General features: G+C 70.7%; 12 protein-coding genes. 4 read left to right on the top strand and 8 right to left on the bottom strand.

Features of this window, described 5'->3' with window-relative positions:
* Nucleotides 1-106 precede the first annotated feature (106 nt).
* The 4 genes from IEY73_RS20870 to IEY73_RS20855 all read right to left on the bottom strand — a co-directional run bounded on the left by IEY73_RS20870 (nt 107) and on the right by IEY73_RS20855 (nt 3,217).
* On the bottom strand, nt 107-1,021 hold the full coding sequence (locus tag IEY73_RS20870; protein WP_189080950.1) for an alpha/beta hydrolase: 915 nt from the start codon (nt 1,019-1,021) through the stop codon (nt 107-109).
* Nucleotides 1,021-2,211, bottom strand: a complete 1,191-nt coding sequence (locus tag IEY73_RS20865) for a DUF1015 family protein (RefSeq protein WP_189080949.1) — start codon at nt 2,209-2,211, stop codon at nt 1,021-1,023. Before IEY73_RS20865 ends, IEY73_RS20870 begins: the two co-directional genes overlap by 1 nt.
* A gap of 10 nt (nt 2,212-2,221) precedes the next feature.
* Nucleotides 2,222-2,479: a hypothetical protein gene (locus IEY73_RS20860; RefSeq protein ID WP_189080948.1), complete on the bottom strand. Its 258-nt coding sequence runs from the start codon at nt 2,477-2,479 to the stop codon at nt 2,222-2,224.
* Between the two features lie 111 nt (nt 2,480-2,590).
* Nucleotides 2,591-3,217 (bottom strand): DsbA family protein, encoded by a 627-nt coding sequence (locus IEY73_RS20855; protein WP_189080947.1) that lies wholly within the window; start codon nt 3,215-3,217, stop codon nt 2,591-2,593.
* Between the two features lie 135 nt (nt 3,218-3,352).
* Between IEY73_RS20855 and pepN the strand changes: the two genes are divergently transcribed.
* Nucleotides 3,353-5,920, top strand: coding sequence for an aminopeptidase N (gene pepN / locus IEY73_RS20850; RefSeq protein ID WP_229716011.1), 2,568 nt, complete (start codon nt 3,353-3,355; stop codon nt 5,918-5,920).
* Between the two features lie 2 nt (nt 5,921-5,922).
* On the opposite strand, the gene IEY73_RS20845 is transcribed toward pepN, so the two are convergent.
* The 3 genes from IEY73_RS20845 to ctaJ all read right to left on the bottom strand — a co-directional run bounded on the left by IEY73_RS20845 (nt 5,923) and on the right by ctaJ (nt 7,368).
* Nucleotides 5,923-6,480: a Uma2 family endonuclease gene (locus IEY73_RS20845; RefSeq protein WP_229716010.1), complete on the bottom strand. Its 558-nt coding sequence runs from the start codon at nt 6,478-6,480 to the stop codon at nt 5,923-5,925.
* 134 nt (nt 6,481-6,614) lie between these two features.
* Nucleotides 6,615-7,085 (bottom strand): DUF5130 family protein, encoded by a 471-nt coding sequence (locus IEY73_RS20840; protein ID WP_229716009.1) that lies wholly within the window; start codon nt 7,083-7,085, stop codon nt 6,615-6,617.
* Nucleotides 7,072-7,368 carry an aa3-type cytochrome oxidase subunit CtaJ gene (gene ctaJ, locus IEY73_RS20835; protein ID WP_189080944.1) on the bottom strand — a complete coding sequence of 99 codons (297 nt, stop codon included), beginning with the start codon at nt 7,366-7,368 and terminating at the stop codon, nt 7,072-7,074. Before ctaJ ends, IEY73_RS20840 begins: the two co-directional genes overlap by 14 nt.
* 199 nt (nt 7,369-7,567) lie before the next feature.
* Between ctaJ and IEY73_RS20830 the strand changes: the two genes are divergently transcribed.
* Both IEY73_RS20830 and IEY73_RS20825 read left to right on the top strand, forming a co-directional pair.
* Nucleotides 7,568-8,056: a hypothetical protein gene (locus IEY73_RS20830; protein WP_189080943.1), complete on the top strand. Its 489-nt coding sequence runs from the start codon at nt 7,568-7,570 to the stop codon at nt 8,054-8,056.
* The gene (locus IEY73_RS20825) at nt 8,053-8,913 is read left to right on the top strand and encodes a class F sortase (RefSeq protein WP_189080942.1); all 861 of its coding nucleotides are present in this window, start codon (nt 8,053-8,055) and stop codon (nt 8,911-8,913) included. Before IEY73_RS20830 ends, IEY73_RS20825 begins: the two co-directional genes overlap by 4 nt.
* Here IEY73_RS20825 and IEY73_RS20820 read toward each other — a convergent pair.
* Complete coding sequence (locus IEY73_RS20820; protein WP_189080941.1) at nt 8,878-9,423, bottom strand: HNH endonuclease; 546 nt, start codon at nt 9,421-9,423, stop codon at nt 8,878-8,880. The two genes, IEY73_RS20825 and IEY73_RS20820, sit on opposite strands and share 36 nt — an antisense overlap.
* Before the next feature lie 172 nt (nt 9,424-9,595).
* Here IEY73_RS20820 and IEY73_RS20815 point away from each other — a divergent pair, with 172 nt between their 5' ends.
* Nucleotides 9,596-10,651 carry a mechanosensitive ion channel family protein gene (locus tag IEY73_RS20815; protein ID WP_189080940.1) on the top strand — a complete coding sequence of 352 codons (1,056 nt, stop codon included), beginning with the start codon at nt 9,596-9,598 and terminating at the stop codon, nt 10,649-10,651.
* Nucleotides 10,652-10,810: the final 159 nt, after the last annotated feature.

Below are 10,810 nucleotides of genomic sequence, written 5' to 3'. Positions count from 1 at the left end.
ACGACGAGGCGACCGCCTGGTCGTCTCACCTCATCGAGGCCGCTGCTTGACATTCAAGCTCCTGGGATGTCTCTCAGCTATCGGTGTGCTTGTGTCGCACGAGTGATCAGAACGTGAGCGCGCCGCGAAGGGCCGACGCCACCTGGTCGGTCGCCGTGCGGGCGGCGTCGATCACGGCCAGTTTGCGCGCGAAGCCGTGATTGACCCCGGCGTACCGCACATGCACGACCGGCACCCCGGCGGACAGCAGCGCGTCGGCGTAGTCCGCGCCCTCGTCCCGCAGCACGTCGTACTCCGCGGTGATGATCAGCGTGGCCGGCATGCCGGACAGGTCGGCCGCCAGCGGCGCCACATCGGGGCTGAACCGCAGGCTCGCGTCGGGCACGAAGGCGTCCCAGGCCAGCTTCATCGACGCCCGGTCCAGGCCGTATTCGCCCAGTTCGGCGTACGACTCGGAGGCGAGCATCGGATCGATCACCGGATAGATCAGCACCTGGTAGTCCACCGGCGTGACGGCGTCGCGCTGCCGCCGCGCCGCGATGGTGGCCAGATGCGCGCCCGCGCTGTCCCCGCCGATCGCCAGCCGCGCCGGGTCCACGCCCAGCGCTGCGCCCTCCCTGCGCACGTACCGGAGCACGGTCTCGACGTCCTCCAGCGGGGCCGGAAACGGATGCTCGGGAGCGAGGCGATATCCGACCGACAGCACCGCGCACCCGGAACGATCGGCCACCCGGCGGCAGAACCGGTCGACGGTCTCGATGCTGCCGTAACACCAGCCGCCGCCGTGCGCGTAGACGAAGACCGGGGCGTTCACCGACTTGGCGTACAGCCGGCACGGCACGCCGTCGGCCTCCACGTCGGCCACCACCGGCAGGGGGAGCGCCGGGCCGCTCTCCGCCTCGTTGGCCTCCTCCATGGCCTCGCGCACGAACCGCAACTGGGTGAGCGGGTCCGCGGCGAGCGTCTCCCCGGACGGCCGCCGCCGGATGCCCGCGGCGGCCGTCACCTGCGGATGCAGCATCAGGCCAGCTCGGCCAGGACCAGTCCGGCCCGGGCCTTGGGGGTGAACCAGGTGCTCTTGCGGGGCAGCTTCTGGCGTTCCAGGTTCACCGTCACGAAATCGTCCACGGTCACCGGCGCGACAAGCACGGCCAGTTCCGCCCGGCCGGCGTCGACCTCGCCACGCAACCAGGACGCCGGGTAGTCGCCGCCCACGTAGGCGATCCGTTTGTCACCGGGATCCAGGTCCAGCGCGGCGCCCAGCAACACCCGCTCGACCAGGGCGTGGTCGAGGTTCTCCACGGCCGGCGCACCCTCGGCGTGGGGCAGACGCACCGCGTACGAGCGGCCCGCCGCGTACAGCTCGACGGTGCCCTTGGTCGGCACTTCCGCGGGACGGTCCAGTTCCTCGACCTGCGCGCCCGCCGCGGTCATCGCCGCGGCCAGGTCGGCCACCGGAACCTCACTGACCAGGCGGTTGTACGGCTGGATCGCGATCGACCCGGGCGTGGTCACCACCGCCAGGAAGCGCGGCAGGTTCCCGGTCTGCGCGGCCAGGCTGCGGTGGTTGCCGTCGGCCACCACCAGTTCGCCGCCGCCCGCCAGCTCGGTGAGCCGGTCCTGCAGCGGCCCCGGGCCGACCACCCACACGGCGTGCGTGCGGCCACTCTGGTCGAGGTCGGTGGCTGCCGGAGCGCCCGCCGCGTCGGCGGCCTCCGCCAAGGCGGCGTGCAGGTCGTCGCCGCGGCCGGTCTGCAGCAGCAGCACCGGAGACAGCAGGGCGCCCAACGAGTCGGCCAGCGCCACCCGCTCGCGCACCTTGGCGATGAACACGTCCTCGTTGCGGATCACCAGACCTGGCTCTCCGGCCTGCGCGGAGATCTGGTCGGTGTCCACCATCGCCCACAGGCCGTACGCGGCGGGTTCCCCCGGGGCGGTGATGCGGTAGAGCACCACCACCTGGTCGGCCGGGGTGTAACTGCCGTCGGCCCGCGCATCGGCCAGCCGCGCGACGGCGTCCGGAAGCGCGTCGAGGAAGGACTTGCCGGCGGAGCCGGGCGCCCGGTGCGGCATCTCGATCGCCAATGCGCTGCGCGGATTGGCCTCGATGATGGCGGTGATCTCCGCGTCGTCGGCGAACTCGTCGTAGTTCTGGGCGCCGGTGCCGCCCGTGGTGATCCAGGCTCGGGTTATCGGGTGCACGACCGTCATGCCGGGAAACCTACCGGGTGGCACGACGGTGCCGTCCGACGGGCATGTTGCCCCGGGCCCAGGCCATCTGCTGCCGCCGCCACCGGGCCGCCGGGCCGTCCGTGGCCGTGGTTGCGGTGGCGGTTCCGGCGGCCGGCGGTCCGGGAACGACGACGGGCACGCTGGTCACCACCACCGGGGGCGCGACCATGCCCGCCAACGCCGGATCGGGCCAGGTCTGGCTGTGCACCGCGATGGTGTGCAGGGCGCTGGTTTCGCTGTCGGGCATGGCCGCTCCCCCGTCGTGATGGGCTCTCACCCATGCCAACGACCGCCGCGCAGCCCTCGTTGCTAGGGATGCGGCCTCGTTGCCGGCGACGGAGCCCTCGTTGCCCGGGGATCAGTCGAAGATCGGCCCCACCTCGCGGGACCGCTTGAGCTCGTAGAAACCCGGCGTTGCGGAGACCAGCACCACGCCGTCCCAGAGCTTGCCCGCGGCCTCACCCTTGGGCGCCGGCGTCACCACCGGCCCGAAGAACGCCACCGTCTGCCCCTCCTGCGGCCCCGGCGCGTGGATCACCGGCGTGCCGACATCGGTGCCGACCGGCTTCATTCCCGCATCGTGGCTGGCCCGCAGCGCCTCGTCCCAGGCGTCGCTGCCAGCCGCGTCGGCGAGTGCCGGGTCGAGCCCGCACTCGGTCAGCGCTTCCCGGTACAACTTCTCGTCGAGCTCGTACTTCTGCAGGTGGATCCGGGTGCCCAGGGCGGTGTACAGGTCGCGCAGGACGCCCGGACCGGCCGCTTCGGCCGCGGCCATGCACACCCGCACCGGACCCCAGCCGTGCGTCATCAGCGCCTGGTAATGCTCCGGCAGGTCACGGCCCTCGTTCAGCACCGACAGGCTCATCACGTTGAAGCGCACGTCCAGCGGACGCACTTGCTCGACCTCCAGCAGCCATCGGGAGGTCATCCACGCCCAAGGACAAATCGGGTCGAACCACATGTCGACCATGCCACGCTCACTCATCTCTGCATGGTCCCACCCGCGAACCGGGCCGCCAGGGGTGACCTCGGACACGCCTGGTACGCATAGGCTGACATGGAAAACTCGTCACGGGGGCCGGTCCGCGCTCCCCCGTGTTGTCGGAACAGGAGAGTGATCGTGGCCGGAGTTCGTAACCTGACCCAGGTCGAGGCCGCCGAGCGGGCCCGCCTGCTGGAGGTGACGGGGTACGACATCGCCCTGGACCTGACCGACGGCGCGGGCAACCCCGGCGAGTCCACCTTCCGGTCGGTCACCCGCGTCTCCTTCTCCTGCACCGAGCCGGGCGCGCAGACGTTCATCGAGGTCGCCGCGGCCTCGCTGCGCTCGGCGGTGCTCAACGGCGAGGCCGTGGACGTCTCCGGCTGGTCGGCCGAGAGTGGCCTTGTGCTGACCGGCCTGCGTGCGGAGAACACGTTGGAGGTGGACGGCGACTTCTACTACTCCGCGAGCGGTCAGGGACTGCAGCGCAGCCCGGATCCGGTGGACAAGGAGATCTACCTCTACAGCCAGTTCGAGACCGCGGACGCGCAGCGGGTTTACGCGTGCTTCGACCAGCCCGACCTGAAAAGCGTGTTCACCTGGCATGCGACGGTGCCGAAGCACTGGAAGGTGATCTCCAACATGCCGGCCGAGCACACGGCCGATGCCCCGAGCGGCGGGAAGACCGTGCACTTCGCGACGTCGCCACGGATGAGCACCTATATCACCGCGCTGTGCGCCGGGCCCTACCACGAGGTACGCGACAGCCATGACGGCATCGAGCTGGGGGTGTTCTGCCGCGCGTCGATGGCCCGTTACCTGGACTCGGACGACCTGTTCCTGATCACCAAGCAGGGCTTCGACTTCTTCCACGACCAGTTCGGGGTGCGCTACCCGCTGCCCAAGTACGACCAGTTGTGGGTGCCGGACTTCAACGCCGGCGCGATGGAGAACTTCGGCTGCGTCACCCATGCCGAGGCGCACTACGTGTTCCGCTCGGCGGTCACCGACTTCGAGTACGAGCAGCGGGCCAACACGATCCTGCACGAACTCGCGCACATGTGGTTCGGGGACCTGGTCACCATGCGCTGGTGGAACGACCTGTGGCTGAACGAGTCGTTCGCCGAGTGGGCCAGCCACTGGTGCAACAGCCGGGCGACCCGGTTCACCGACGCCTGGACCACGTTCCTGTCCGTCCGCAAGAACTGGGGTTACCGGCAGGACCAACTCTCCTCGACCCACCCGGTGTACACCGAGATGCCGGATCTGGAAGCGGTGGAGGTCAACTTCGACGGCATCACGTACGCCAAGGGCGCGAGCGTGCTCAAGCAACTGGTCGCCTACGTGGGCGAGGAGCCGTTCCTGGCCGGTCTGCGGGCCTACTTCGGCAAGCACGCCTGGGGCAACGCCACCTTCGACGATCTGCTCACCGAACTGGAGGCCGCGTCCGGGCGGGAACTGCGCAAGTTCGCCGCGCAGTGGCTGGAGACGGCTCAGGTCAACACCCTGCGCCCGGTGGTCGAGATCGGGGCCGACGGCACGTACCGCAGCGTCGTGGTGCGGCAGGACGCACCGGCTGGCTACCCCACCATGCGTACCCACCGCGTCGGGGTCGGACTGTACGACCTGGACGGCGACCGGCTGGTCCGGCGTGAGCTGGTCGGCATCGACATCGCGGGCGACCAGACACCGGTCCCGGCCCTGACCGGGACCCGCGCCGCGGACGTGCTGCTGCTCAACGACGACGACCTGACCTATGCGAAGCTGCGGCTGGACGAGTCCTCGATGGCCACCGTGGTGCAGCACATCGCCGGCTTCGACTCGTCGCTGGCCCGCGCGCTGTGCTGGGCCGCGGCCTGGGACATGGTCCGGGATGCGGAGCTGGCCGCCCGCGACTACATCGCCCTGGTCGCCGCCGGGCTGCCCGCCGAGAAGGACATCAACCTGGTCACCGCGACCCTGCGCCAGGCGCAGAGCGCGCTGGTGCTGTACGCGGATCCGCAGTGGGCGCCGACCGGCTTCGCGATGCTGGCGGCCACCGCGCGAGCGGCGGTGGCGGCGGCCGCGCCGGGCAGCGGATTCCAGCTCGCCTGGGCACGGGCGTACGCGGCCACCGCGCGCGGCACCGAGGAACTGGCCGTGCTGCGCGGCTGGCTGGACGGCACGGCGACGCCGGACGGCCTGGTGGTGGACACCGAGCTGCGGTGGACGCTGTTGCAGCAGTTGTCCGCGCAGGGCGGCGCGACCGAGGAGGAGATCGAAGCCGAGCTGCACGGCGACCGCACGGCCAGCGGGGAACGCGAAGCGGCACTGGCTCGGGCGCTGATGCCGACGCCGGAGAACAAGGCCCGCGTCTGGGCGCAGCTCACCGGCGACGAGAAGCTGCCCAACTGGCTCAGCCGGTCCCTGTTGCAGGGCTTCCAGACCTCCACCCAGGTGGAGCTGACCGCGCCGTACGCGGCGAAGTTCTTCGACGAGGTGGGCCCGGTGTGGTCCCGCTCGGACAGCGAGCCGGCGCAGGAGTTCGTCACCTTGGCGTACCCGACCTACCAGGTCAGCGACCAGACCATCGCGCTGACCGACGCCTGGCTGGCCCGCGACGGCCACCCGGCCTCGTTGCGACGGCTGGTCGCGGAGGGCCGCGACGGGGTGTCCCGCGCGCTGCGCGCCCGCGCCCGGGACACCGCCGCGGGCCGCGGGGAATAGCCTCAGGCCCAGGTCGCCGGGGCGACCCGGACCGGATACGGGGTGTCGAGCCGCACCGGCTCGGCACCCCGCACGGTTCGGCGCGGCGTGTGCCGGCCGTCCTCGGTCAGCTCGTGGAGCCGCAGGCACGGCGTGGGCCCCCATTCGACACGCCAGAAGTGCGCGATGCCGGCGTCCGCGTAGAGCATCGGCTTCAGCAACCTGTCGTAGCGGCGACTGGCCGCCGACTCCACTTCGACGACCAGCGCCACATCCGCGGGGTCGGCCCAGGCCGCACCGGACGAACCGGGACGCAGCACCGCCACGTCAGGAACGAGGTTGGTGCGGGCGAACTGCACCCCGAGGCGGGCGCACACCCACCAGCCTGGCGGGGCGGCGGCACGCAGCGTCGCGACCAGCGCGCGGACCGCCGACTCGTGCCGCTCGTCCGGCGGTGGAGTCACATGCAGGCTGCCGTCGATGATCTCGTATCGGTGGCCGTCCTGCGCGAACAGATGCAGATCCGGTTCGGTCCAAACGCCTGTCGGAGCGCCCCAGCGCACCAGCGAGCCTTGGCTCATGCCGACCTCCGTCATCCCGGGACCACAGACTACGAGTGAGGCGGTTGTTTCGGCGCGGTAACCGGAACGAAAAAAGCGGCCCCGATGGGGGCCGCTTTTTCACATGGCGGGGAGCAGGGCGCTGGCGAGCGGGGTCAGTGCCGGCCGGCGTGGGTGGCCAACTGGTCGATCCCGGCGAGCACGCCGCCCGCCAGGTCGCCCCCCGCGAACGCCGCAGCCATGGACAACGCGGCCAGCTTCGCGTCCCGGTCGGAGATGCGCTTGCGCGCCTCGTTGCCGGTGACGATCTCCAGCACACGCTGGTTGGGCGAGACCGCGAGCAGCACCGCGTGCGCCGCGTTCTCGATCTGCTCGTGCAGCCGCTCCGACGCCTCGCGCACCGGCTCGGTGAGCTCACCGACATAGACGCTGAACGTCAGGCCGGTCTGCTGATCGGCCAGGCGCAGCGCCTGGTCCAGCCGGAGTAGCTGCCGGGTGGTGAACGGGCCGTCGAGCACCGCGGCGCCCTCGGCACCCACCGCCGAGCGGGGATCCTCGGTCAGCGTCGCGCCGCCCGGCTTGTCCAGCGCGGTCATCGGCTGCTCGTCGGTTTCACCAGCGGTCACTTGCGCCTCCTACCGGGCCGGGCAGCACGCGCCGTCCGGAGCTGTCCTCGGTGCTGCGCGCCTCCAGCACGGGCGCGTGGTTGTCCGCCGGTCCCCCCGCGGTGGTGCCGATCTGCTCGGGCGCGGCCAGGAACCAGATCGGCCGGAAGTCGTACGGCCGCCCGGGGCGGTAGCGCCTCGAATGAACCTTCGACGAGGTGCCCGCGGCGACCAGCGAGCCCACCACCGCGATGGCCACCACCGGAATGATCACGAAGACCAGAACGGTGCTCAGTACCGACATATGTACACGCCCCCAGGCGCCGGTGTTCCAATGATCCGAACCTCAATCACGGTAGCGGAGGCCGGGTCTTCCCGGAGCGTCGGGTCGCACCCGACCACCCATCCGGTCGCCGATCTTCGCGGAATCCGCTCGCGGATGCGAAAATCACCTTCACGCGCCGTACGAGATGTTCCTCCACCAGGCGGCAGAAGGGGGTCTCATGCGCATGTCCGTCCGCGCCGTCCAGGCTGCGATCGCGCTGGGCCTGTGTGTCCTGTTCACCGGCCCGGCACCGGCGCGAGCCGCCGGCGTCTTCGTCGAGACGAACCCCAGCACCGTTCCGGTCGGCGACGAGGTCGGGTTCCGCGCCAGTTGTGACGACAATCTGACCGCCGCCACGGTGACCTCCGCGCCCACCGGAAAGGTGACGGTTTCGCCCCGGTACGGCTTCCTCACCAGCACCGCCCGCGTGCCCAAGGACACCAAGGCGGGCGATTACCAGGTCACGTTGCGATGCCCGGACGGCGCCACCGCCACCAGCACGCTGCACGTGGTGGTGCGGATCTCCCCGGCCCGCGGCCCGGCGACCGGGGGCGGCGGGACTGCACCGGGACGGTCCGCGCCGATGCTGATCGGGGGCGGCGTCACCGCCATCGCGGCGGGGCTGATCCTCGCCGTCCTGTCCGCGCGGCGGCGACGCCTGGGATGACCGGCCCCCGCATGCCGGAGTCCGTGCTGCGCCGCAGGCCGGCGCAGACCGCGCCCCGACCCCGGGGTGCCACCGGCGCACGGCCGCAGGCGCCGGCCCGGCGGCCCGGTGCCACCGGCGCGCCCTCGCGGGCGCCCGCCCGACGACCCGGCGCGCGCCCGCCCCGCCCCCGCCTGGTGATCGAGATCGACCGGGGGCCGCTCAAGCTCGTCGCCGCCGTGCTGGTCGTGGTCGGGCTGTTCGCGGTCGCGGCGGGGCTGGGCAACGCCACCCGGTTCGACCTCGCGGACCTGTTCCGTGGGCCCGATGAACCACCGCCGCGGGCGTTTCCGGTGCTCGATCCGAGCGCTCCGGTCCGCCTCGCTATCCCGGCGATCAAGGTGGAAGCGCCGGTGCTCGCCGTGGGCCTGGCCCGGGACGGTTCGGTCGACGTGCCGCCGTTGAACCGCCACAACGAGGCGGGCTGGTACCGCGGCGGTCCCACACCCGGCCAGTTCGGCCCGGCCCTGATCGTCGGGCACGCGGACACCCGCACCGGCCCGTCGATCTTCCACCGGCTGCGGGCGATGAAGCCGGGCCAGCTCATCGAGGTCCAGCGGGAGGACCGCGAGACGGCGGTCTTCGAGGTCAACTCGGTCGAGCACTTCGGCAAGTCGGCGCTGCCCGTGCAGCGGGTGTACGGCGACTACAGCCGGCCGTCCCTGCGCCTGATGACGTGCGGCGGCACCTGGCTGGGCGGCGCGCAGGGGTACAGCGACAACGTGGTGGTCTTCGCGTCACTGATCGGCACGAAGGACGACCTGGTCGGAGCGGCTGGGGGTTCAGGCCGCCTCGGCGATCAACTTCGGCTTCGGTAGGCCGAGCCAGTCCGCCCACCTCGGGTCGGGTGTGCGATGGCCGAGCACCCGCCAGGCAACCCCGCGCGGCGCCGCCGGCGGCTCGTGCAGCCGCCACCCCAGCTCGGCCGGCGTGCGGTCGCCCTTGCTGTGGTTGCACTTGGCGCAGGCCGCCACCACGTTCTCCCAGGCGTGCAGGCCGCCTCGGCTGCGCGGGAAGACATGGTCGATGGTCTCGGCGGAACCCCGGCAATAGGCGCAGCGTCCACCGTCGCGCGCGAAGATGGCCCGGCGGGACAGGCCGACGTGTGTGCGGTACGGCACCTTCACGTACCGGGTCAGCCGCACCACGGAGGGCACGGGGAGGACGTGGTGCGCGGAGTGCAGCAGGCCGTCGCCGTCTGAGACGCATTCGGCCTTGGTGGTCAGGACGAGGATGGTCGCTCGACGCACCGATACGACGCACAGCGGCTCGTAGGTGGCGTTCAGTACTAACGCGGAAGAGCCCACTGAGGGTCGTATGTCAGGCATCGTGATCGCCCTTCTTGAGGTCCGGTAACCGCTCCCGTTGCCCTTGACTTCTGGAGTACGTGCGCCAATAGTCCCCGATTAGCGAGGGAATTGCGAGCACTATCTGTGGCCACGACGTAAACGTCTGAGGTCCGCGGCACCACACGGTCGTGCACGGGTACGGTACGGACTCGTGATTCTGCAAGCCCCCACTCCAGAACCGACCACGCCGGGCGACCTCTATACCTCACCGGACGTGGAAAAAATCTGCCAGACCGACGCCCTGTGCACCCGGGTCCTCGACTGGACCGGCAACCAGTGGCTGGCCAGCAGCAGCTACGTGGTGATCGTGAAGCCGCTGCGGATCATCGGGATCATCGTGGCCGCGATCCTCATCCGATGGCTGCTGCACCGGGCCCTGCGCCGGCTGACCACCACCACGTCGCGGGCCAGCATGCCGTCGCTGCTACGGCCGTTGAAGGAGCGGCCGGCGGACACCGCTGCGGAGAAGCAGTTCATTCCGGAACGACGACGCCAGCGCGCCGAGGCGATCGGGTCGGTGCTACGCAGTTTCGTGACGGCCACCGTGTTCTCCCTGGCCGCCCTGCTCGTCCTGGGGGAATTCGGATTCAATCTCGGCCCGCTGCTGGCCAGCGCGGGAATCGTCGGGGTGGCCCTGGGCTTCGGCTCGCAAAGCCTGGTCAAAGATCTTATAGCTGGTCTTTTCATGCTATTAGAGGATCAATACGGCGTCGGGGACACAGTCGATCTTGGTGAAGCGATCGGCGTGGTGGAAACCGTCGGATTGCGGATCACCACGGTCCGCGACGCGCAGGGCGTGCTCTGGTATATCCGCAACGGGGAAATCATCCGGGTGGGGAACAAGAGCCAGGGCTGGGCGATGGTGGTCATCGATACCCCGATCGGGTTCGTGAGCGCGGAGCAGGCCACCACGGTCCTGCGTCAGGCCGCCGAGGCGCTGGCGGCGGACAGCGAACACGCCGCCGAGTTCCTCGAACCGCCGAACGTGGTGGGCGTCGAACAGTTGACCGTGGACGGTGCGGTGATCCGGACCATCGCCAAGACCACGTCCGACTCCCGGATCACCCTCCAGCGCGCGCTCCGGCGCGCGATGACCGACGCGTTGGACACCTCCGGCCTCTCGGAGCGCATCGCCGCGTCGCGGATGGGCCCCCGGCCGGGATATCCGCTCGCGTACGGCAATCGTGACCGCCCCACAGAAGAATGAGCTGAGCTGCGGAAAGGCCAATCAGTGGATAGGCCACCTCCACCGAACGGCCGACAATTGTTTCGTACGCCCTAGCCACCGCTCGGACGATCGGGCAGAATCGCGCACAGAGCATATGCACTTGCAGCGTCACGTTCGCCCAGAGCGTGCACAGGCCGA

The organism is Mangrovihabitans endophyticus (assembly GCF_014646155.1).
Lineage (GTDB): Bacteria > Actinomycetota > Actinomycetes > Mycobacteriales > Micromonosporaceae > Actinoplanes > Actinoplanes endophyticus.
This window is presented reverse-complemented; position numbering and strand designations above follow the sequence as displayed.

Excerpts from the sequence above, each read along its gene's own strand:
- IEY73_RS20870 (WP_189080950.1), bottom strand. The coding sequence starts at position 1,021 with ATGCTGCATCCGCAGGTGACGGCCGCCGCGGGCATCCGGCGGCGGCCG.
- IEY73_RS20865 (WP_189080949.1), bottom strand. The coding sequence starts at position 2,211 with ATGACGGTCGTGCACCCGATAACCCGAGCCTGGATCACCACGGGCGGC.
- IEY73_RS20860 (WP_189080948.1), bottom strand. The coding sequence starts at position 2,479 with ATGCCCGACAGCGAAACCAGCGCCCTGCACACCATCGCGGTGCACAGC.
- IEY73_RS20855 (WP_189080947.1), bottom strand. The coding sequence starts at position 3,217 with ATGAGTGAGCGTGGCATGGTCGACATGTGGTTCGACCCGATTTGTCCT.
- IEY73_RS20845 (WP_229716010.1), bottom strand. The coding sequence starts at position 6,480 with ATGAGCCAAGGCTCGCTGGTGCGCTGGGGCGCTCCGACAGGCGTTTGG.
- ctaJ (WP_189080944.1), bottom strand. The coding sequence starts at position 7,368 with ATGTCGGTACTGAGCACCGTTCTGGTCTTCGTGATCATTCCGGTGGTG.
- IEY73_RS20830 (WP_189080943.1), top strand. The coding sequence starts at position 7,568 with ATGCGCATGTCCGTCCGCGCCGTCCAGGCTGCGATCGCGCTGGGCCTG.
- IEY73_RS20825 (WP_189080942.1), top strand. The coding sequence starts at position 8,053 with ATGACCGGCCCCCGCATGCCGGAGTCCGTGCTGCGCCGCAGGCCGGCG.
- IEY73_RS20820 (WP_189080941.1), bottom strand. The coding sequence starts at position 9,423 with ATGCCTGACATACGACCCTCAGTGGGCTCTTCCGCGTTAGTACTGAAC.